At 60.8% G+C, this 21070-nt stretch carries 16 protein-coding genes and 2 pseudogenes; 9 read left to right on the top strand and 9 right to left on the bottom strand.

All coding sequences use genetic code 11. The features are described 5' to 3' along the window. Window positions 1-13 precede the first annotated feature (13 nt). Both QRN41_RS26395 and QRN41_RS26390 read right to left on the bottom strand, forming a co-directional pair. Window positions 14-448 (bottom strand): annotated as a pseudogene (locus QRN41_RS26395) (methyl-accepting chemotaxis protein); the annotation flags it as partial. A 105-nt stretch (window positions 449-553) separates the two neighbouring features. Further along, window positions 554-1240: pseudogene (locus QRN41_RS26390) on the bottom strand (PAS domain-containing protein); the annotation flags it as partial. A 311-nt stretch (window positions 1241-1551) separates the two neighbouring features. Between QRN41_RS26390 and QRN41_RS23125 the strand changes: the two are divergent. Further along, entirely contained in the window at window positions 1552-2922 is a 1371-nt protein-coding gene (locus tag QRN41_RS23125; protein ID WP_034111653.1) for a GntT/GntP/DsdX family permease, read from the top strand. A gap of 3 nt (window positions 2923-2925) precedes the next feature. Here QRN41_RS23125 and QRN41_RS23120 read toward each other — a convergent pair whose 3' ends face one another. Further along, window positions 2926-4215: an MFS transporter gene (locus QRN41_RS23120; protein ID WP_094065216.1), complete on the bottom strand. Its 1290-nt coding sequence runs from the start codon at window positions 4213-4215 to the stop codon at window positions 2926-2928. A gap of 185 nt (window positions 4216-4400) precedes the next feature. On the opposite strand from QRN41_RS23120, the gene QRN41_RS23115 reads away from it, so the two are divergent. From QRN41_RS23115 to QRN41_RS23100, 4 genes are all read left to right on the top strand, one after another. Further along, a complete protein-coding gene (locus QRN41_RS23115; RefSeq protein ID WP_034095752.1) occupies window positions 4401-5819 on the top strand; it encodes a short-chain fatty acid transporter in 1419 nt (472 codons plus the stop codon). Between the two features lie 236 nt (window positions 5820-6055). Further along, entirely contained in the window at window positions 6056-7759 is a 1704-nt protein-coding gene (locus QRN41_RS23110) for an acid phosphatase (protein WP_167417799.1), read from the top strand. Between the two features lie 105 nt (window positions 7760-7864). Then, window positions 7865-9034, top strand: coding sequence for a hypothetical protein (locus tag QRN41_RS23105; RefSeq protein WP_123480750.1), 1170 nt, complete (start codon window positions 7865-7867; stop codon window positions 9032-9034). Window positions 9035-9179: 145 nt separating this feature from the next. After that, window positions 9180-9701: an SET domain-containing protein gene (locus tag QRN41_RS23100; RefSeq protein ID WP_167417800.1), complete on the top strand. Its 522-nt coding sequence runs from the start codon at window positions 9180-9182 to the stop codon at window positions 9699-9701. Here the strand turns inward: QRN41_RS23100 and can are convergent. Continuing rightward, a complete protein-coding gene (gene can / locus QRN41_RS23095) occupies window positions 9698-10342 on the bottom strand; it encodes a carbonate dehydratase (RefSeq protein WP_010213394.1) in 645 nt (214 codons plus the stop codon). The genes QRN41_RS23100 and can overlap by 4 nt on opposite strands. Window positions 10343-10480: 138 nt before the next feature. Between can and QRN41_RS23090 the strand changes: the two genes are divergently transcribed. Next, a complete protein-coding gene (locus QRN41_RS23090) occupies window positions 10481-10885 on the top strand; it encodes a serine kinase/phosphatase (protein ID WP_167417801.1) in 405 nt (134 codons plus the stop codon). 56 nt (window positions 10886-10941) lie between these two features. Here the strand turns inward: QRN41_RS23090 and rimI are convergent, their stop codons facing one another. Together rimI and QRN41_RS23080 are read right to left on the bottom strand one after the other, a co-directional pair. Then, complete coding sequence (rimI, locus tag QRN41_RS23085; protein WP_034095746.1) at window positions 10942-11394, bottom strand: ribosomal protein S18-alanine N-acetyltransferase; 453 nt, start codon at window positions 11392-11394, stop codon at window positions 10942-10944. Further along, on the bottom strand, window positions 11387-12130 hold the full coding sequence (locus QRN41_RS23080; RefSeq protein ID WP_167417806.1) for an energy transducer TonB: 744 nt from the start codon (window positions 12128-12130) through the stop codon (window positions 11387-11389). The genes rimI and QRN41_RS23080 overlap by 8 nt, the downstream gene beginning before the upstream one ends. A gap of 186 nt (window positions 12131-12316) precedes the next feature. Between QRN41_RS23080 and mksB the strand changes: the two genes are divergently transcribed. Genes mksB through mksF form a run of 3 tightly spaced genes read left to right on the top strand, consistent with a single transcriptional unit; the run spans window position 12317 to window position 17128 of the window. Further along, window positions 12317-13594 (top strand): Mks condensin complex protein MksB, encoded by a 1278-nt coding sequence (mksB, locus tag QRN41_RS23075; RefSeq protein ID WP_167417802.1) that lies wholly within the window; start codon window positions 12317-12319, stop codon window positions 13592-13594. Continuing rightward, entirely contained in the window at window positions 13584-14291 is a 708-nt protein-coding gene (gene mksE, locus QRN41_RS23070; RefSeq protein WP_034095743.1) for an Mks condensin complex protein MksE, read from the top strand. Before mksB ends, mksE begins: the two co-directional genes overlap by 11 nt. Next, window positions 14288-17128 (top strand): Mks condensin complex protein MksF, encoded by a 2841-nt coding sequence (mksF, locus tag QRN41_RS23065; RefSeq protein ID WP_034095742.1) that lies wholly within the window; start codon window positions 14288-14290, stop codon window positions 17126-17128. Before mksE ends, mksF begins: the two co-directional genes overlap by 4 nt. Before the next feature lie 144 nt (window positions 17129-17272). Here the strand turns inward: mksF and QRN41_RS23060 are convergent, their stop codons facing one another. The 3 genes from QRN41_RS23060 to QRN41_RS23050 are packed head-to-tail and all read right to left on the bottom strand — an operon-like array spanning window position 17273 to window position 20838. Then, a complete protein-coding gene (locus tag QRN41_RS23060) occupies window positions 17273-19576 on the bottom strand; it encodes a PqiB family protein (protein ID WP_167417803.1) in 2304 nt (767 codons plus the stop codon). Continuing rightward, window positions 19569-20192 carry a paraquat-inducible protein A gene (locus QRN41_RS23055; RefSeq protein WP_034095740.1) on the bottom strand — a complete coding sequence of 208 codons (624 nt, stop codon included), beginning with the start codon at window positions 20190-20192 and terminating at the stop codon, window positions 19569-19571. Before QRN41_RS23055 ends, QRN41_RS23060 begins: the two co-directional genes overlap by 8 nt. Further along, a complete protein-coding gene (locus QRN41_RS23050) occupies window positions 20179-20838 on the bottom strand; it encodes a paraquat-inducible protein A (RefSeq protein WP_167417804.1) in 660 nt (219 codons plus the stop codon). The genes QRN41_RS23055 and QRN41_RS23050 overlap by 14 nt, the downstream gene beginning before the upstream one ends. Between the last annotated feature and the right edge of the window lie 232 nt (window positions 20839-21070).

The raw sequence follows: 21070 nt of genomic DNA, 5'->3' as shown, positions 1-21070 counted from the left end.
CAAGCCCCAAGGGTCAGCTCGACAGTTGATTGGCGAATTGTCCTACCGCGCTGACCACTTTCTGCGCGCCGTCCTGGATTTCCACAATCACTGTGCCCGCCTCCGCCGCCAGGGCCAGGCCTTGCTCGGCTTGCAGTCGACCATCGGTCATCAAGCTGACCGCATCGCGCGCCATGTCTTGGTTCTGGCGCACCACGCCGACGATTTCCTCGGTGGCTTTACTGGTGCGTGAAGCTAACTGGCGCACCTCATCGGCCACCACCGCGAAGCCCCGGCCCTGCTCTCCGGCGCGCGCCGCTTCAATCGCCGCGTTGAGTGCCAGCAAGTTTGTCTGCTCGGCGATACCGCTGATGGTCTTGACGATACTGCCGATCACTTGGGACTGAGCGTTCAGCGCCTCGATGCCCTCTCCGGCCTGTTGCATATGCTGGGCCAGGTCGCGCATCACGCCCACCGCCTGAGTCACCACTGCGGTGCCGCGCTGTGCGCTGTTGTCGGTTTGCACGGAGGTCCTGTAGGCAATATTGGCGGCGTCGGATACCGCCTGTTCGCGGGTGACCTGATCGGTGATCACCGTGGCGAACTTGACCACTTTGTACAGCCGATCGTTAGCGTCGAGCACAGGGTTGTAGGTGGCCTCCAGCCACACCGCGCGGCCATGGCTGTCGACTCGCTTGAAGCGCGCCGCGACGAACTCACCGGCGTTCAGACGCTGCCAGAACTGCGCGTAGGCTTCGCTGTTGTATTCCTGTGGTTCACAGAACATTCGGTGATGCTTGCCCTGGATCTGCGCCAGGGTGTAACCCATGCCATTGAGGAAGCGGTCATTGGCCGTGAGCACATGCCCGCCCAGGTCGAATTCGATCACGGCCGTGGAACGCACCAGCGCGCCGATCAGGTTTTCATGCTCGCGCGAGGCTTCGATGGTGCGGGTAAGGTCGCTGGAGAAGATCGAAAAGCGCTTGATCCGCCCGCTTGCGTCGCGTACAGGCTGCACAATCGAGCGCAGCCACGCTTCCTTGCCATTGCCGCGCATCAGGCGCACGGTGCCGGCGAAATGCTCACCGCGTGTCAGCGCATTCTTGAAGCGCAGTTGGAACGAGTCCTGACGTACGTGAGCCGGTACCAACTCTTCAATCGGGCGTCCGAGAATCGCGCTCGCCTGGTAAACCAGCTCCTGCAGGAAATTGCTATTGGCCCATTCCACCCGGCCATCGGCATCCAGCGTCAAACACAGCATTTCGCTTTCCAGGCTCTCCTTGACCTGATTCAAGCTGGACAACTCTTCGCGAAGAGCTGCCAGCTCTTGCTTCAAACGGGTGTTGAACATGGTTCACCGATGGCGATTAGGGAAATAGATCTGAGCTGCATCGGCGCTGCCGGGGTTTTCTGAAGCCCGAACGAAGCACGTAGAACCCTAAATATTGGAAAGATGAAACATCGTTGATCCAGCGCAGCTTCCTGTGGCGCCATCGGTCGATCAGGTATGCTTTTGCACGCAGGAAACAAAAAGAAACAATTCCCCCAACCTGTTCGATAAGGAGTTCCGTTTTGGAGTTATCGACTGCTGCGTGGATGGTTCACGACACTCGCCTTATGTTTTGCGTTTTACTGGCTATCGCCAGCATCATCGTGCTGATCAGCGCGACCAAGTTACCGCCGTTCCTATCGATTTTGATCGGCACCTTTATCGCTGGGGTCGGCGCCGGCCTGCCGCCGGAAGAGGTGGCTAAGGCCTTCAGTAAAGGCGCCGGGGCGATCCTTGGGGAGGCTGGAATTATCATCGCCCTGGGCTCGATGCTCGGTGCACTGATGGCCGAGTCCGGCGCGGCCGACCGTATCGCCACCACGCTGTTGGGGCTGGGTAAGGGCAAGTCATTACCGTGGGTCATGGCCTTGGTAGCGATGGTGATCGGCTTGCCACTGTTCTTCGAAGTGGGCTTGGTGATGATGGTGCCGATCATCTTTGTCATGGCTAAGCGTTCAAACCAGCCTTTGCTGAAAATCGCCATCCCGGCGCTGGCGGGTATGACCACGTTGCACGCCCTGATGCCGCCCCATCCGGGGCCGTTGATAGCGGTGGGCGCGTTGCACGCCGACCTGGGCCTGACCATGTTGCTGGGCTTTTGCCTGGCGGTGCCGGCGGTGATGCTGGCCGGGCCGATCTATGGCAACTGGTTGTCCAAGCGCCTGCATGTGGATGAACCAGCCGATATCGGCGCGCTGTTCAGTGCACCGCCCAAGGCCCCGCGCCAGCCGGGCTTTGGCGTGTCGTTGCTGATCATCCTGTTGCCGGTGATTCTGATGCTCGGCAGCACCTTGGCCAAGGTTGCGTTGCCCGCCGACAGCAGCGCCGGCCTGACGCTCAAATTCCTCGGCGAACCGCTGATCGCCCTCGGCCTGGCCGTGATTGGCGCGGTGATCTGCCTGGGCTGGGCCGCCGGCATGCCGCGGGCTGAGGTCGGCAATACCTTGCGCAAGGCCCTCGCGCCGATTGCGGTGTTGCTGTTGACCATCGGTGCCGGTGGCGGCCTCAAGCAAACCCTGCTCGACGCTGGCGTGAGCCAGACCATCAGCAAAGTTGCCGAAGGCGCACACATGCCCTATCTGCTGCTGGCCTGGCTGATCGCCGTGGCGTTGCGCCAAGCCACGGGTTCGGCCACCGTCGCCACCACCACAACCGCGGGCATCCTGGCACCGATGATGGCGGGCCTGGCGGCGACGCAAAGCTCACTGGTGGCCCTGGCGATCGGTGCCGGCTCGGTGTTCTTCTGCCACGTCAACGATGCCGGGTTCTGGATGGTACGCGAATACTTCGGGCTGCAGCTCAAGCAGACTATCTGGGTCTGGTCAGTGCTGCAGACCATCGTTTCCGTGGTCGGCCTGGTCGGTACGTTGCTGCTCTGGCACTTCTTGACCTGACCCTCAGGCCATCAAGGTGTGGCGCTTGCCAAACAGCGCCACACTGCCCACTCCCACCGCCCCCATCACCACGCAGTAGCCCACGCAAATCCACGGGCTGGTGGGCATCAATGCGATCAGCATCAACGGGGTGGTGCTGGCCCACAGCGCGTAGGCGATGTTGTAGGTAAAGGAAATACCCGATACCCGCACCGGCGCCGGAAACAGACCAACCATCACCGACGGCACAGCGCCCACCACGCCACAGCTCAAGCCCGCCACGGCATACGCCGCACCCAGCCACATACCGCCGGCGATGAGGCTGGCGTACAACAACGCAATTCCCACCGGCAGCAAAAGGCTGTAGACCAGCACCGCGCGCCAGGCCCCAATGCGGTCCACCAGCAGGCCGGCGAGCACGCAACCGATATTGAGGAACACGATGCCCAGCGCGCTTAACGCAAAGGTGTGACTGGGGCTCATGCCGAAGGTTTTTTGCATCATGGTCGGGGTGATAACCACCAGCACCACCACTGCCGAAGTGAGGACGCAGGTGAGGATCATCGCTGGCAGCAGCACCGCGCGGTGGTCACGCAATACGGTGCGCAGCGGCAGTTCGGCGGCGGCCTGGCGACGCGCCTGCATCTCCAGGAAGACTGGCGTTTCACTGAGCCAACGGCGCAGCCAAACGCCGATTACTCCGAATACGCCGCCGAGCAGGAAGGGGAAACGCCAGGCGTAGTCGAGGATCTCAGCAGCTGTAAAGACTTGCGCCAGCAGCGTTGCGGTCAGGGCGCCGAGCAGGTAGCCGAAGGTTAGCCCCGCCTGTAGGAAACCGAGGGCATACCCGCGATGGTTACGCGGCGCGTGCTCGGCGACGAAGGTCCAGGCACTGGGCACTTCACCGCCCACCGCCGCGCCTTGCAGCACTCGCAGCGCCAGCAGGATCAGCGGTGCGAAATAGCCGATCTGGGCATAGGTGGGCATGATCCCGATGAGCAGGCAAGGCAAGGCCATCATCAAGATGCTCAGGCTGAATACCCGTTTGCGCCCCAGGTGATCGGCAAAATGCGCCATCAGGATGCCGCCCAGCGGGCGCGCGAGGTAGCCGGTGACAAAGATGCCGAAGCTTTGCAGCAGGCGCAGCCATTCGGGCATTTCCGGCGGGAAGAACAGTTGGCTCAGGGTGAGCGCGAAAAACACAAAGATGATGAAGTCATAGATTTCCAAGGCACCGCCTAAGGCGGCCAGGCCCAGGGTTTTGTAGTCGGAGCGGGAAAAGCGCTGCGCCTGTGCGACAGAGGTGGCAGTCATGGAATGGCTCGGCAGACAAACAAAATGGCGTGCAGGTTATGAGTTGAACCGGATCATGGCAATCGCGGCAGATATATTTGTTTTCCTCATGGATCGATGAAGATAACTGCATTCCCATATCAATGGCCGTAGCGGAACATGCCGGAAAACTGCCAAACCCATAATAACGACAAGAGGAATGACTCGTGGCCGACGCTATCGAAGAAAGCCGCTATGCCCGATTTGCCCTGCGCTGCTCCAACTTTGCCGAACGCTGGTTCCCGGACTCCTGGGTGTTCGCCGCACTGGCGGTGATCATCGTGGCCGTGGCGACCCTGGGCATGGGCGCCGCCCCGACCGACGCCGCCAAAGCCTTTGGCGATGGTTTCTGGAGCCTGATCCCGTTCACCATGCAAATGGCCTTTGTGGTAATCGGCGGTTATGTGGTCGCCAGCTCACCGCCAGCGGTGCGCCTGATTGACCGGCTGGCGCGCATCCCCAAGAACGGCCGCTCGGCCGTGGCGTGGGTGGCGCTGATTTCCATGGTCGCGTCGCTGCTAAACTGGGGCTTGTCCCTGGTGTTCGGCGGGTTGCTGGTACGCGCCCTGGCCCGGCGCACTGATCTGCGCATGGATTACCGCGCGGCGGGTGCGGCCGCCTACCTGGGCCTGGGCGCCGTGTGGGCCCTGGGGTTGTCGTCGTCGGCCGCGCAGTTGCAGGCCAACCCAGGCAGTTTGCCGCCATCGATCCTGGCGATCACCGGGATGATCCCCTTCACCGAGACGATCTTCCTGTGGCAGTCCGGTGTGCTGTTGCTGGCGCTGATCGTGGTGTCGCTGATCATCGCCTACGCCACCGCCCCCGGCCCGAACAGCGCCCGCGACGCCCAGGCCTGCGGCGTCGACCCGGCCTTCAACCTGCCCAAGCCACAGGCGCCGACGCGCCCCGGCGAATGGCTGGAACACAGCCCGCTGCTGACCATTCTGCTGGCGCTGCTGGCCGCCGGTTGGCTGTTCCATGAGTTCTCGACCAAGCCGGCGATCAGTGCCATCTCGGGGCTCAATACCTATAACTTCCTGTTCATCATGGTCGGTGCGCTGTTGCACTGGCGCCCGCGCAGCTTCCTGGATGCCGTGGCCCGCGCGGTGCCAACCACTACCGGGGTGTTGATCCAATTCCCGTTGTACGGTTCGATCGCCGCGCTGATGACGGTGGTCAAGGGCGGCGACGGCCAGACCCTGGCGCACCATATCTCAACGTTCTTCACCTCCATTGCCTCCCACGACACCTACGCGCTGCTGATGGGTGTGTACTCGGCGGTGCTGGGCTTCTTTATTCCGTCGGGCGGCGGCAAGTGGATCATCGAGGCACCGTATGTGATGCAAGTGGCCAACGATCTGCAGTACCACCTGGGCTGGTCGGTACAGATCTACAACGCCGCCGAAGCGCTGCCGAACCTGATCAACCCGTTCTATATGCTGCCGCTATTGGGCGTGCTGGGGCTTAAAGCGAGGGATTTGATCGGTTTCTCGTTCGTGCAATTGCTGGTGCACACGCCGCTGGTGTTGTTTTTGTTGTGGGCACTGGGGACCACGCTGGCGTATTTGCCACCGGTGATGCCGTAGGCGAATGGGGACTGCGCCAGTTATTGCAACGGGCGCAGTCGGTCAGGCGCGCCAGCCGGTATATGTACTCGGTCTGATGCGAAACTTTAGTCGACTGTCAGGCCGTCATCGGGGGCAAGCCCCCTCCCACAGGGCCTCGCAGCTCCGGCAGGTCGCGCTGTTGTCTTGGTTCCGTCATCTCCCCCTGCTACCGTCCTGCGAAACATCTTGCAATATCTCGCCAGGACTCCCCCGCAATGAGCGACGAGCACGAAGACCGCCCCTCCAACGATTCCGTAACTCAACCGCCCGTGGACACCAGCCGTCGGCGCTTCCTGGGAGGCGCGGCGGTACTGGGGGTGGGCGCTACCTTGAGCGGCTGCGGCCACACCGGCGAAGAGCCAAACCCACCCCAGACACGGCCACTGACCCCGCAGGAGCTAGACAAAGCCCTGCGCGATCAGGTTAAAACCGTGGTGGTGATCTACGCCGAAAACCGCAGCTTCAATAATTTGTTTGCGGATTTCCCCGGCGTGGAGAAACCGCTGTCGGCGCTGTCTGCCGCTCAATACCAGCAACGCGACCGCGACGGCAGCCTGTTGGCCACCCTGCCTCCAGCCTGGGGCGGTGTGCTGCAGGTCGGGCCGCAAAGCGTGGACGGGGTGACCTACCCCAACGCAGTGCAATTCCAGGAAAACCTGCCCAACGCACCGTTCGCCCTCAAGGGCCCGAATGCCGAAGACTTGCCGTTGAGCCTTGTAACCCGCGATCTATGGCATGTGTTTTACCAGAACCAGATGCAGATCAACGGTGGCAAGAACGACGGTTTTGTCGCCTGGGCCGACGCCGGCGGGCTGGTGATGGGCCATTACGCCCAGAGCCGTTATTCCCTGCGCCTGTGGGATGTAGCCAAAGAGTTCGTGCTCTGCGACAACTTCTTCCAGGGTGCGTTTGGCGGTTCGTTTCTCAACCACCAATACCTGATCAGCGCCACCGCGCCGGTGTACCCGAACGCCGCACAATCGGTGGCTAAATCGCAGATCGCCACGTTGCAAAGCGATGACCCCACCGACACGCGCCTCAAGCCGCTGGACAATTCCCCGGCCAGCGCGATGAGCGGCCCGCCGCAGTTCGGTCCCAGCGCACTGACCCCGGACGGTTACGCGGTCAATACCCTGGCCCCGCCCTATTGGCCGACCTGGATACGCGACCCGCAAAACCCGGACTACTCCAAGCCCGACCTGCCCAACGTGCTGGTGCCGCAGACCCACGAACACATCGGCGACAAGCTGTCGCAGAAGAATATCGACTGGGCCTGGTACGCCGGGGCGTGGCAGGCGACGCTGGATCAGTTCAAGGACTCGGGCGGTATCCCGAAGATCCCTAATTTCCAGTACCACCATCAGCCGTTCAATTACTTCAAGCAACAGGGGCCGCAGAACCCGGCGGAACGCAGCAAACGTCTACGTGATGGTGGGTTGGGCGATGAGTCCAGTACCAACAAGTTCCTGGCCGATGCACAAGCCGGAAAGCTGCCGGCGGTGACGTTCTACAAGCCCCAGGGCAACCTGAACATGCACGCCGGTTATGCCGATGTGGCTTCGGGCGATCGCCATATCGCGCGTGTCTTGAAGGTGCTGCAGGAAAGCCCCCAATGGAAAAACATGGTGGTGGTGGTGACCGTCGATGAAAACGGCGGCTGGTGGGACCACGTCGCGCCGCCTAAGGGCGACCGCTGGGGGCCGGGCAGTCGGGTGCCGGCGCTGGTGGTGTCGCCGTTTGCGCGCAAGGGCACCGTGGACCATACGGTATACGACACCGCATCGATCCTGCGCCTGATCACCCGGGTATTCCAGTTGGAGACCCTGCCCGGCCTCAAGCAGCGCGATGACGCTATGGTTGCGCGCGGTCAGGCACCGATGGGCGATCTAAGCAACGCCCTACAGTTTCTTATCCAATAGCGACACCCTTGGCGATTTAGCACGCGGTTTTCCTGGTCAGCCGCTACTGTGTGCAAGTGGGCCTTCATCCCGCGCAGACGGGCTTTCGCTGACAAGGAATCAATTATGTTCAAATCGACCAGGCTGTCCCTGACCCTGGCCGCACTGATGGCCAGTGCGGTCGTGCAGGCCGATATCGAAGTATCTTTGGGCAGCACGCAACGCGTCACCCAATTATTCGCGTTTCCCAATAACTGCAATGTGATCTGTTTTCGGCCATGGACACTGGAGCAGACCGCCGAGCATTACCTGAACCAGAGCTTGCAACGCGACGGTTACAGCCGCGCCAAAGTCAGCGTGAAAAGCCATGACGGCCAGCTCACGGCGACGTTCAGCGGTGTGCCGGACACCTATGGTCAACCGTTGACCACCCTGCTCGACACCGCCGACCTGGCGTATCAGGGCGCCAGCAAACTCAACAGCGACGGAAAGTGGGCCTATAACTGGTACCTGTTCCTGCCGCTGGGCATGGCCTTGGAGAACCGTAAGAGCATCGAGTTGTTGCACTTCCCGCCGGACTACTCGTTGACTCAGGCCCAGGACTACCTGGAATCGGCCACTACCGACCGCTGGGCGACGCTGCTCACTGATAACGGCGTCCCCGCCACCGAGACTCCGGCCTATCAGACCATTATCGATATCGCCCCCATCGCCGCACCGTCCAACGCCGGTAAAGACCTGGAGGCGGTCTACAGCTACTTCACCGACTACCAGACGCGTATGGTCAAGGAGCTGAGCCTGTTGCCCAACGGAGCGCTGCCGATGGTGGCGTTCGGCGCACCGGTGCGTAACTGGATCAAGCAGCAATATGGGCAAACCGTGGGCGTGCTGGGCCTGGCGCAGATCAGCCCGGCCGCCGGCCAGAACGTATCGGTGCTGGGCTCCAACCACCCCAGTTACATTTGGTATGCCGCCGACCCGGCGACCTATGACGGCAACGAGCAGAAGGCCGATGAGGCAGGTTTGAAAGTCATGGGCCAGGATTTGAGTGCCGCCTGCTGGCAGGCCGGTATGGGGCAGAAACCGGCCAGCGACCCGAATGTGTTGCTCAAAGCCTGCATGAATACCTGGCAAGTCACGCGCAAGGAGCAGACCTGTGAGCTGTTCTACACCTCGGTACGCAAGCTGACGCCGGAACAAGCCAATGCCAAATGCGCCACGCCGCCGATCAAAACTCATCTAAAACAGCTGAAGGAACCGGCGCCAACCCCCACGATCACGGCCCCAGCGCTGTAAAAGGCACAAAAAACAGCCGATTTCTACTGTCAGATTTGACAGTAGAAATCGGATCCAACATCAGCGAGTCTTGCCCGGAGCCCATCTGCTGCAAGACTGGTCGTCAGCCACCAACGGAGTCGATGCAGCCTGACCAAGGAGAGTTATGAAGACTCAGGCCATGGCTAAGGCTAAAAACGCCAGAAGTGACTGTCTTTACCCGTTCAAGCCCGCGCTTGGAAACGACTACCCCTCCACACGCGACTTCGACGTCGTGCCATCGGCCGATGGGCTGACCATGCGGATCACTGCGCGCGTACCGTTCGAAAGCCGCGTTTGCATCGCCAAGATATCGGGCTATGCCTTGAGTGAGCGGCGCTTGCATACCCTGCAACTGTCGTCGCGCATTCATCTTTACGATGGCTGGTTCAGCGGCCTGTTCCCGCACTCCTGCACGCCGAATGTGTTTCTCGACCTGTATTACCTGGAAGTCTGGACCTTGTGCGACATCCCTGCCGGCGCCCCACTGACCCGCGATTACGCCAACACCGAAGACGTGCTGTTCCGGCAATTCGCCTGCCAGTGCGGCGAGTTGAACTGCCGGGGTTGGATCACCGGTCGCGATGAGCCACTGAACGCCGAAGGGCAGGCGTTCATGGCTCGATGGCGCGAACGCAAGCGGCCTTAGGCTTCGCCCAACGGACGCAGGCGGTATTGCGGCGGCAGTTGCTCGAAGCCACTGATGGTGGTGTTCAAACTCTTCCAGCGGCCATCCTTGATGCCGTAAATGCAACCGTGGATCGACAGGCTCTGCCCGCGATGCCAGGCGTTCTGCACGATGCTGGTGTGACCGACGTTGGCCACCTGCTGAATCACGTTCAACTCGCACAAGCGGTCGACGCGCTCCTCTTCGGTCGGCAACTGGGCCAGCAGGTCACGGTTTTCGTAGTAAAGGTCACGAATGGTGCGCAGCCAGCCATCGATCAGGCCGAACTGGCGGTCCTGCATCGAAGCCCGCACGCCACCGCAGCCATAGTGGCCGGTGACGAGGATATGCTTAACCTTGAGCACATCGACCGCGTACTGGATCACCGACAGGCAATTGAGGTCGGTGTGCAGTACCACGTTGGCCACGTTGCGGTGCACAAACAGATCGCCCGGCAACATGCCGACGATCTCGTTGGCCGGCACCCGTGCATCGGAACAGCCGATCCATAGGTATTCCGGGGTTTGCTGGCGGGCGAGCTTGGCGAAGAATTCGGGATCTTCCTGTTTGATCGCATCCGCCCAGCGTTCGTTGTTATCAAGCAGGTCTTGTAGTTCGTTCATCAGGAAAGCCTCAGGAATGATGCGCAGCTGTGTGACACACGACCACTCGTCCAGGTCACGCCGCGCGGCAATTAGCTTGAATCTTTCGGGCGCGGTGCCTGTCCACACACTATATGCCCCACAGTATGAGGATTGGCCATGACTGAATCACGACGTCCCTACGGCGCTACCCAGCCCGAACCGATTGATGACAACGAAGACCGCATGGGCTCGATGCGCGAGCTGGATTTCGACGACGAGGCTCCTAGCGCAGAAATCGGCGACGAAATCCCCCGTGGCGAGCGCGAACACCTGATGCCTGATGAACGCGTGCGTGAAGCCGGGATGACCGGGGCCTCCACCGACGATCATGAAGCCACCGACGACGACATGAGCCCCGAAACCCTGATCCACGAAGACGGCGCGCGGGATGCGCGAGAGGCCGGGGAAGACCGACCTGCCGATTTCGATCTAAGTGTTGTAGACGAGGACGATATCGGCGGTGGGAATGGACTGGATGAGGCAGAACTGGCGGATATCGACCCTATAGGTGGCAAACGCTGACTGGCGCGGTTCACCTGTGGGAGTCGGCTTAACCCCTCCCACATTGGCTCGGGTGGTCAGTCGACCAGAGTACAGGCCATGACCACCGCATCTTCCCGGCCACCCACGGCCGGGTAGTAATCCCGGCGACGGCCGATTTCGTTGAAACCATAGCGTTCGTACAACCGGAACGCTGCGGTGTTGCTGTCCCGCACCTCCAAAAAGCACTCCCGCGCGTTCGCGGCATGTGCGCGGGACATCAGGTGTTCGAGCAATGCCAGGCCCAGACCGCGGCCCTGGTTTTCCGGCTTGACCGTGATATTGAGCAGATGCGCCTCGTCGAGGATGATCTGCACCACACCGTGCCCCACTTGCTGCTCGCCTTCGAACATCAACCAGATCTGGTACTTGCCCAGCCCATCGAGAAAAATCCCACGGGTCCAGGGGTGACTGAACGCCGCATATTCGATTTTCAGCACGGCGTCGAGGTCGGCCTCGGTCATCGGGCGGAAGGATAAAGCCTCACTCATCGGTTGTTTTCCAGCGCGCCATCAGCCGGCGCATGGCTTGCCAGACATCAGCCTTACGCTGTGGCTCTTCCATTAATAGTTCCAGGCCCGGCAGGGCCCATACCGAGCCCAGGCTGTCGACCTGCAGCTCGCGATACCACGCCTCGGCGTTGGCTTCACCGGCAAAACGCACAGCAGGCAGGCCGATCAACCACACACACACGCTGGGCTCGTCTTCCAGGCGCGCCGCCACAAAGCCTTGCACGAAGTCGCGCGCAGCCTCGGGGCCTTGATCCATGGTGCCGCGCGTCAGCAGCGGCCAGCGCACCGGGTCGCCGACGATCTGCGGGCTATCGGGCAGGCCGGCGGCGCGCAGCATGTCCTTGAGCAATAGGTAGGCCGGGTCGCGGGTCTGGAAGCGCTCGCCGGTGGGCAGCTCCACCAGCAGCAGGCAACGCCCGGCGCGCAGCAATTGCAGGGCAAAACGCGGCGGCGGCACCACCGGTGCCTTGACCACCGGCGCAGCCTCTTCGACCACAGCCGGCTTGGCCGCTGGCGAGGGCCGCGGGACTTCGATCTTGGCCCGCTCCAACGTTGGGCGCGTCTCGGGCACAGACTTGATCACCGCGACCGGCGGGGCCGCTTCCTCCCCCGAAGACTCGAACACCGCGTCGGGCTCAAGCGCTTGCAGCAGCTCGGGCCGCGACGGTGCGGCAAACGGCAGTTCGGTACGGGGCAGCCAATTGACCACCTGCATGGCGGTCAAGTAAGCGCGACGTCGGGACTCGATAAGCACAGCTCGGCCACTTGTGGATAAGTAAAGAGCGGGGATTCTACCGCTGTTCGCTCACAATCGCCCACTGCACACTGACCGGCTGTGGATAAATCCCCCGTGCGATGCAGTACAATCGCGACTTTTAATCGCCAACCAGCGGCCATTCCCATGATCGAACCCAAGCGCGTCCTGCGCGCCCTCGCCGAACACTGGGCCTTACTTGAGCCACTGTGCGAACACTTCGACCAAGGCACCCTGAGCCTCGGCGAGCTGCGCGCGCAACTGGCCGCCCAACAACTGGACAGCACGCCCCAGGACATCACCAGCCTGTTGGACGTGTGGATTCGCCTCGACATCCTCGTGCCTGTGGCCAAGAGCCCGAATCGCTTCGAGCTTAACGCGCAGATCCACGATTTCCTGGCCTATCTTCGCAAGGAGCACCGGCTGGGCCTGTGCCTGGAGATCGAAGCCTACCTGCGCCACCTTGAGCGCCTGGCCGGTTATATCCAGGACGCCTTCGACATCCGCGACGGCCACGACCTGGCCCGCCAACTGCGCTTGCTCGACATGCGCGTGCGCGACGTGCTGAAAAAACTCGCCAACGACGAACAGGCCCTGGCCGCCGTGGCCGACCGCGCCAAGACCAGCGACCGGCAGATCCCGTTGCGCCAGCGTTACGCCGAGGTCTTGGCGACCTGGGACGAATACGTCGAACCGATGATCCAACTGGTGAACGCCGACGGCGCCTTCGAACAAGGCGTGCGCAAAGTGGAAAACGTGCTGTTGCGCCTGCTCACCGAACAGCAGCGCCTCGGCCATCTGGTGGACGATGACATGCTGCTGCGTACCCACGCGCGCATCCTCGAAATGCAGACCAGCGCCCAACTGACCTTGCGCCATGCGCGGGAACTGCTGCTGCCGCTGCGTGAAGAAGCGCGCCGGCACAACGCCGTGACCCGTGGCGCGGCGCTGGCCTTGTCGGCGATTCGACGTAAGGGCCTGGACGCGCTGCCGCAAGCGGCAATGCCGATGTTTACCCGACCGCAAAGCACATTCCTGGGCAGTGCGAGCCAGGTCGAAGCCTATGTGTATGCCCTGGCGAATTTCGAGCCCAAGCCTGCGCGGTTCCCCAAGGCTCACAAGTCCCACAAGGGCGAAGCCCAACGCGCGCCGCGCACGGTCAAAGAGATGCTCGAACGCTGCGAAGACGCGTTGCCGATGCCGGACTTGATGTCCTGGCTGCTGGAGCAGGAACCGGACGGCGCCACCGACGAATTGCTGTACTGGTTCTCGCGCCTGTCCCGTGAAAAACGCTTCAAGCGCGAACGCCTGGAACGTCGCGACTATCACACCCACGAGCACCAGGTCAGCCTGCGCTCCTTCGCCCTGCTCCCGGCCACGCCTGACGCGGCCGAGCATTCTGCGAGCACTCCTCATGCATCTTGATCTATCCGAACTGTCCCAGCTGGCGCCGATCTTCCGCGAGCTGTTCAAGGGTTACCATGTCAGCCGCCGCGACCCGGAGCTGTACGCCCAACTGTCGAACTTCCAGGACCAGTACCGCACGTTGTTCAAGGCCCTGGGCTTTGAGCTGGTTTGCGACACTCGGGGCTTCTACTACTTCGTGCCCGACACCGCCGTGGCTGCCGCGCAAGTCAACAAGACCGCGCAGCGCCTGGCGCTGTTCACCTTCATCATCGTCGAGCACCTGGCCGACCAGGGCCGCGACCCAATCGCCGTGCTGGACGGTGGCAGCCTGGGCCGCGACGAACTGCCGTCGCTGCTGGAAAAGTACCGCGACCTGTTTATCCAGGCCGAAGTGCAGACCCAGGAAGAACTCGAAGAAAAAATCATGCGTCGCATGACCCAGCTCGGATTCGCCAGCGAAGACAACGGCGTGTACCGCTTCCTGCCGCCAATGCACCGGTTCCTCGACGTGTGCCTGTCGGTGCAGCAGGACCGCGACCTGGCAGCCAGTGTGCACAGCGTCTTGCCACTGCCGGCGCCGGTGATCATCGACGAAGACAGCGATGAGAAACTGCTGCAGACCGATGACCCGCTGGACCTCAGCGAGTTTGACAACGAGAGCGAAGAAGACGCCCTGGCCCGCGCCATTGCCGAAGAACAGGAGACCGACGCATGAGTAAGGAACGCTACGGCATCCGCCGCTTCGCCCTATTGAACACCGCCGGTTACAGCCTGGGCTTGTTTCCGCTGGAAGAGCCGCTGTCGGTGTACGGCGCGAACAACCTGGGTAAGTCCGCCTCGATCAACGCCCTGCAGTTCCCGATCCTGGCACGCATGTCGGACATGAGTTTCGGCAAGTACACCCTGGAACAATCGCGACGTTTCTACTTTGCCAGCGACACCAGCTACATCCTCGTGGAAGTCTCCCTGCCCCACGGCCCGCATGTGATCGGTGTGGTCGGTCGCGGGCCGGGCGGTGGTTTCGGCCACCAATTCTTTGCCTATGCCGGCAAGCTCGACCTGGCCCACTACCAGAAAAACGACACCTGCCTGCGTCAGAAAGAACTGTTCACCAACCTTGAGCGCGAGGGCCTCAAGGCTTACGAACTCAAGCCGGATGAACTGCGGCGTTTGCTGGTCGGCGGTCACACATCGATCCCGCTGGACCTGACATTGATCCCGCTGCGCTCCACCAGCGAGCAGAGCCTGAAAACCTTCCGCGCGCTGTTTATCAACCTGCTGCACATGCGCGAAATCACCGCGGCCAAGCTCAAGCAGCTGTTCCTCGATGCGTTTGAACACAGCCTGCGTTCCGGCAGTGTGGATTACATCGCCGCGTGCGAAGAAGCCTTCCGCGATGTGCGACGCATGGAACAGGACTACAACTCCCTGGTGGCCGCCGGGCCGCTGGTCGAAGCCCTGGCCAATGGCGTGAAGCACCGCGACATCCTGCGCGGCAAACTGCATCGCCTGTCGCCACTGTTGGATTCGTTGCTGGGCACCTGGTCGGACTACGCCAGTGCACGCAAGGAAGAGCTGACCATCCAGGCCGAGCATTACCGCAACGAACAGGACGCGCTGCAGAACGACCAGCGCGGCGGCACTCAAGAGCTGATGCGCCTGGAGCGGGAAATCAGCGGCATCCAGCGTTGGCTGGGTGAATTGTCGGTGCTCAAACATCGCTTCGCGTTGGTGGACGATGTGAAAGTGCTGGAGCAGCAATTGCTCGCGGCCAAGGATGCTCACGACGAACTCGCGGGCGCGCTGGCGCAGTCGCGACAGTTCAGCGCCGAAGACTTGGACGAGCGCTTGCGTGACCTGGAAAAGCGCTTGAAGTCGGTCAAGCAGCAGCTAGACCATGCGGACAACAACAGCTACGCCAAGCTGCGGGAAGAATTCTCACAGCAGGATGTCGAGCGTCTGATGCGACTGTTCAACAGTGCGCTGTTCAGCCTGCCGTTGGGCGAGCATGGCATCACGCTGGATGAGGATGGCCTGTGGGTTAAATCCCTGGAGCAGATCCTTGATGGCTTCAAGGGCGAGCGCTTTGAAGTGCCGGGGTTGTCTATCGACATTTCCCACATCGAACCGCCGGCATTGCAGGCTTTGGCAGACCGTGCGGCGTTGCGCGACCAGAAAGAGCGCCTGGAAAAAGAACTCAAGCAGCTCAAAACCCAGCAAGCCGTGGCGGCTGACCGCGCCGCGAGCAAAACCCAGACCGAAGCGCTGTACCAGCAGGTGCTGGACGCACAGAAAGCCTTGGAAGATTTCCGCCGCGCGCAGACCTTGAGCGCTGAAGAAGGTGAGAAGCTGGAAAGCCTGGCGCAGATGGAAGCGGCTCAGGACGAGTTGAAGCGCTCCAGCGACGCGTTTACCGAACGGGTCCAGCAACTGTCGGCCAAGCTGCAACTGGTCGGGCGTCAAATCGGCGACATGGAAGCCAAGCAACGCACATTGGATGACGCGTTGCGTCGTCGTCAGTTACTGCCTGCGGACTTGCCGTTCGGCACGCCGTTCATGGACCCTATCGACGATTCCATGGACAACCTGCTGCCGCTGCTCAATGACTATCAGGACAGTTGGCAGGGCCTGCTGCGCGCCGATGGTCAGATCGAAGCGCTGTACGCTCAGGTGCGCCTCAAGGGTGTGGCCAAATTCGACAGCGAGGATGATGTGGAACGTCGCCTGCAACTGCTGATCAACGCCTATGCCCACCGCACCGATGAAGCCCTGACCCTGGGCAAGGCACGCCGTGCGGCGGTCACCGATATCGCGCGCACCTTGCGCAATATCCGCAGCGACTACGACAGCCTGGAACACCAACTGGCGCTGTTCAACCGCGAGATCAACAAGCGTCAGGTGTCCAACCTGCAGAGCTTCCGCATCGTACTGGCACCGAACAAGGAAGCGCTCAAGCATATCGACCAGATAATCCACAGCGCCGGTCAATACGAAGAAGGCGAAACCCTGTCGGTGTTCGATCTCAGCCAGAGCGCCGAGCAGGACAACAAGAACGAAGAAGCCAAGGAATACCTGGCTCGCCTGGTGGCCGCCAACCATAACCAGTTGGGCCTCAAGGATCTGTTCGAGCTGGCCTTCGAAATCACTAAGGTCAACGGCCAGCCGGTGATTCACACCGATATCGATGGCGCGGCGTCCAACGGCACCACCATGACGATCAAGGCTCTGACCAACATGTATCTGTTGCTGCACTTGATGGACCGCGACCAGGCCGGTCGCGTGCGTTTGCCGTACTACCTGGATGAAGCGGCGGATATTGATGAGAAGAACCAGGCCGCGCTGCTGGAAACCAGTTTGCAGCTGGGCTTCGTGCCGATCCTGGCGAGTGTGAAACCCCAGGTTTCCGCCCAGGTGGCTATCGACTTGGAAGGCGGTAGCGGACCGAATGGTATCTACATCGACGAGGCGGACTGGAAGTACATCCGTCGTCGTGATGTGGTGAAGGCCACGGTAAACGTGCAGGCGGATGAACCGGAGCTGGATGAAGTCTGACCGGTTGCACTGAAATGCAAAAAGGCCGCGATCTTATGGATCGCGGCCTTTTTTGTGGTGATGTTGAGGCTCTTGTCGGGAGCAAGCCCTCCCACATCCTGATTTATGTGGGAGGGGGCTTGCCCCCGATTGCCGCGCCTCGGTTTATTTGCCCAGTGGAATTTTGGGCGCCCAGGTCAGCCATTCATCTTCGAACTTGTCGAACAGCGGAAAGGTTTGTTGGGCACGCGCGGCGTTACCCATGCGCTCACCCTCCGGCGTGGCGAATGCAATACCACCCGCCACTAGAGTCTCCAGGGACTCGGTGCGTACCGTTGCGCCTTTGAACAGGCCGAAGTCGAGCCCGAACCCACTGGTGTTCCAGAAACGGCTGCCACTGCGCACCAACGGCGCGTACTTGGGTTCAATCAGGATATGGATCAACACACGGTCGGCGGTCTGGCCCAGCTCGTAACCGGTGACTTTACCCACGGTGACTTCACGGTAGGTAACCGGCACGCCTTCCTTAAGCGAACCGCGACGCGCTGCGCTCAGGACCAGTCTCAAACCAGCTTCTTGGTTCACGACTTCCGGCGGTTGATTCAGCGCGACGAAATTTTTCTGCGGGCCGGCATTTTTCGCCGCCGGTTGCACCTCGATGTACTGACCGGTGACCAGGGTGTCGAGGTTGGACGTTTTCATCAGGCCCAACTCAGGCTTGACCACCCAGAACTGACTGCCGACGCGCGCGACGCGATCGGCCACTTGGGTGATACGCGCACTGAGCATGACCGACTGCATATCGGCACTCAGTTCGACACTCTCGATCTTGCCCACATCCAAGCCCTTGAAACGCACCGGGGTTCCTGGGCGCAGGCCATCGGCGCGGTCGACCTTGATGGTGACGAGGGTCCCATGTTGATTGGCGGCCTCACGGTCAGCAAACAGACGGAAGCGAGGGATACGTTTTTTCAGCGGAACGTTTGCTTGCGGGGTTTCGAAAGCGATACCGCCGGCCATCAGGCTCGCCAGGGACTCACTTTTTACTTGGATACCGCCGGTCAGGCCGCCGGTCAGGGTCACGCCGCTGGCATTCCAGAACCGCGTCGAACCGTTGACGAGGTTCTCGTATTCCTTCTCGATGTGAACGCCAATCACCAGTTGCTTGCTCTTGCGCGAGAATTGATAGCTCTGCACCGAACCGACTTTGACCTGCTTGTAGAGTATCGGGCTGCCGACATCCAGGGAGCCCAGGTTGTCGGTGAACAACACCATATGCAGGCCCGGAGAACGCAGGTCCAACGGCGGCGCTTTGGCCCGCGCGACAAACTCACGTTGCGGGGCACTGCCTTTGTCACCAGGGCGGATGGCAATGTAGTTACCTTTGACCAAGGCTTCCAGACCAGTGATGCCGGCAAGGGAGATGGAAGGTTTCACGACCCAGAACTGCGTGTCCTGCACCAGGTAATCTTCAGCCAAGGGGTCGAGGGTCAATTCCGCATTGGCGCTGGACAGATCCGGATCGATCTTCAGAGTTTTCAGGCTACCGACCTGGATGCCCTTGTACATGACCGGCGTGCGCCCCGCTTGCAGGCCTTCGAAGTCAGCCAGCTTGACCTTCACACGAATACCGGCGGCGGCCGCGTCGAAATCTTCGTACAAGCGGAACGGCAGGCTTGGATCGGTGGGTGGACTGTCTTTGCGATTTTCTGGCGTGGCGAAGGCGATACCACCGGCCACGATGCTGGAAAGCGACTCGCTGCGCACTTTGACGCCGGAGAGGTTAGCGTCGATGCTGATACCGCTGGCATTCCAAAAACGCGTGTGTTTGCGCACCAGGTGCGCGTAAGTCGGCTCGATGTAGAGTTTGATCTCAACGGTGCTTTGGTCTTCGGACAGCAGATAGCTTTTGACCTGACCCACCTGGATCTGCTTGTAGAACACCGGGCTGCCCCGGTTGAGTGAGCCGAGGCGGTCGGCTTTGACGGTCAGGTGCAGGCCGGGCTTGGCGTCGGACAGAGGCGGTTCTTCGGAGAGCGCCTTGAATTTGCGAGTGGGTTCGCCATCACCAGGGCTGGCAGCGATGTAGTTGCCAGATACCAGGGTTTCCAGACCGGTGATGCCCGCGAGGCTGACGCTGGGCTTGACCAGCCAGAAGCGCGTGTTGGTTTTGAGGTATTGCTCGACGTCCTTACCCATCTCGATGGTGGCGATCACACCGCGATTGTTGCCTTCGTCATCAAGTGCCAAGGCTTTGACCTTGCCCACGGGCATGCCTTTATAAACCACTTCGGTTTTGTTGACCTGGATGCCCTCGCCGCTTTCAAAGCGCACCTGGATTTCGATGCCCTGCTGGGAGTAAGCACGCCACCCCAGCCATCCGCCGATAATCAGGGCAATCAGAGGCAACACCCATATGGCTGACCAGTTGGAAGCAGGGCGGGTTTTAGCTTTAGGCAAGTCACTCATGGTCGTCGTCCGACTCCGTGTTATCCCAAATCAGTCGGGGATCGAAAGTTACAGCGGCAAGCATCGTCAAGATCACCACACTGGCGAACGCCGCAGCGCCGAGGTTGGCCTCGACGCTGGCAAGTCGTCCAAAGTTTACGACCGCCACGAGGATGGCGATCACGAAGATATCCAACATGGACCAGCGGCCAATGAATTCAATAAAACGGTACATCACGATACGTTGTTGCGCCGAGAGTGGTTGATGGCGCTGCACCGAGAACAGTAGCAGACCGATACCCACCAGCTTGAATGTCGGCACAAGAATACTGGCAATGAATACCACTGCCGCAATCGGGTACATACCGTGCTGCACCAGCTGGATAACACCGGCCATGATGGTACTGGGATCGCCTTGCCCCAAGGAGTTGACCGTCATGATGGGCAGCATATTGGCAGGGATGTAGAGCAAAGCGGCGGTGATCAACAACGCCCAAGTACGAGTAAGGCTATCAGGGCGGCGAGCATGAACCAGCGCGCCACAGCGGCTGCACACTTGCTCATCGACATCTGGCTCTTGCTTATTCAACTCATGGCATTCGGTGCAAATCAGAATGCCCGCATCAATCGCCCGCATGATCATCCTCCCCTGACAGCGCTTGCCAGATCTGGTGGGGCGACATCACCACCTCAAGAAGGACCTGAACCATCAACAAACTGACAAAACAGCCAAGGCCCAGGCCAATCGTGATGGACGCCATGTCAGCGAGCTTGACGATCGCCACCAGTACGCCCATCAAGTAGACCTCCAGCATCCCCCAATCTCTCAAGTGGTGGTAAATACGATAGAGCAGCAGGCCATAGCTGCGGCCGATGTTCCACCGTATGCTCAGCAGCACGGCTAACTGACACAGCAACTTGAGCAAGGGAATGCCCATGCTGCACAGGAACACCACGATGGCTACACCCTGCATGCCCGTGTCGAAGAGACCGACAACGCCGCTCCACACGGTGTCCTCTGAAGACTGACCCAGTAGATTGAGCTGCATGATCGGCAGAAAGTTCGCGGGGATGTACAACAACAGTGCAGCAAGTACCAAGGCAAGGCTTCGCTCAACCACGTTATGTCGGTGAGCGTACAGCTCGTAACCGCAACGTGGGCACTGGGCTTTTTCGCCAAGAGCGAGCACGGGTTTGCGCATCAGCAGGTCGCACTCATGGCAGGCCACCAGGTCGTCCAGCGGTAAATCCGACACCTCTGTGGCATCAACCGGATCAGGCATAGTAGGGCTCTGACTCTAAAAATGGTTAGGTGCCTATTCTAGTGGTCTGGTTCAGAAATAACTGTGCAAATTTGTCGGGCGATTTGGCGGTGCTCTTGGGCTGATTAAAAGATATGTCTAATAGAGCTTCCTAGCACCGAAGTCGGCGCTGATGATGCCCACGGCTTTTCGAGCGCGCAAAACAAAACCCCAACTGCTTTCGCAATTGGGGTTTCGGAATTTAATCTTGACG

The organism is Pseudomonas sp. efr-133-TYG-23, from assembly GCF_030209215.1.
Lineage (GTDB): Bacteria > Pseudomonadota > Gammaproteobacteria > Pseudomonadales > Pseudomonadaceae > Aquipseudomonas > Aquipseudomonas rhodesiae.
The sequence above is the reverse complement of the archived record's forward strand: the minus strand, read 5'-3'. Positions and strand labels throughout refer to the sequence as shown.

Bases quoted from the DNA above. Each gene is read 5' to 3' on its own strand.
- QRN41_RS23120 (WP_094065216.1), bottom strand. From the start codon at position 4,215: ATGACTGCCACCTCTGTCGCACAGGCGCAGCGCTTTTCCCGCTCCGAC.
- QRN41_RS23110 (WP_167417799.1), top strand. From the start codon at position 6,056: ATGAGCGACGAGCACGAAGACCGCCCCTCCAACGATTCCGTAACTCAA.
- QRN41_RS23105 (WP_123480750.1), top strand. From the start codon at position 7,865: ATGTTCAAATCGACCAGGCTGTCCCTGACCCTGGCCGCACTGATGGCC.
- QRN41_RS23100 (WP_167417800.1), top strand. From the start codon at position 9,180: ATGAAGACTCAGGCCATGGCTAAGGCTAAAAACGCCAGAAGTGACTGT.
- can (WP_010213394.1), bottom strand. From the start codon at position 10,342: ATGAACGAACTACAAGACCTGCTTGATAACAACGAACGCTGGGCGGAT.
- QRN41_RS23090 (WP_167417801.1), top strand. From the start codon at position 10,481: ATGACTGAATCACGACGTCCCTACGGCGCTACCCAGCCCGAACCGATT.
- rimI (WP_034095746.1), bottom strand. From the start codon at position 11,394: ATGAGTGAGGCTTTATCCTTCCGCCCGATGACCGAGGCCGACCTCGAC.
- QRN41_RS23080 (WP_167417806.1), bottom strand. From the start codon at position 12,130: ATGCAGGTGGTCAATTGGCTGCCCCGTACCGAACTGCCGTTTGCCGCA.
- mksB (WP_167417802.1), top strand. From the start codon at position 12,317: ATGATCGAACCCAAGCGCGTCCTGCGCGCCCTCGCCGAACACTGGGCC.
- mksE (WP_034095743.1), top strand. From the start codon at position 13,584: ATGCATCTTGATCTATCCGAACTGTCCCAGCTGGCGCCGATCTTCCGC.
- mksF (WP_034095742.1), top strand. From the start codon at position 14,288: ATGAGTAAGGAACGCTACGGCATCCGCCGCTTCGCCCTATTGAACACC.
- QRN41_RS23060 (WP_167417803.1), bottom strand. From the start codon at position 19,576: ATGAGTGACTTGCCTAAAGCTAAAACCCGCCCTGCTTCCAACTGGTCA.
- QRN41_RS23055 (WP_034095740.1), bottom strand. From the start codon at position 20,192: ATGCGGGCGATTGATGCGGGCATTCTGATTTGCACCGAATGCCATGAG.
- QRN41_RS23050 (WP_167417804.1), bottom strand. From the start codon at position 20,838: ATGCCTGATCCGGTTGATGCCACAGAGGTGTCGGATTTACCGCTGGAC.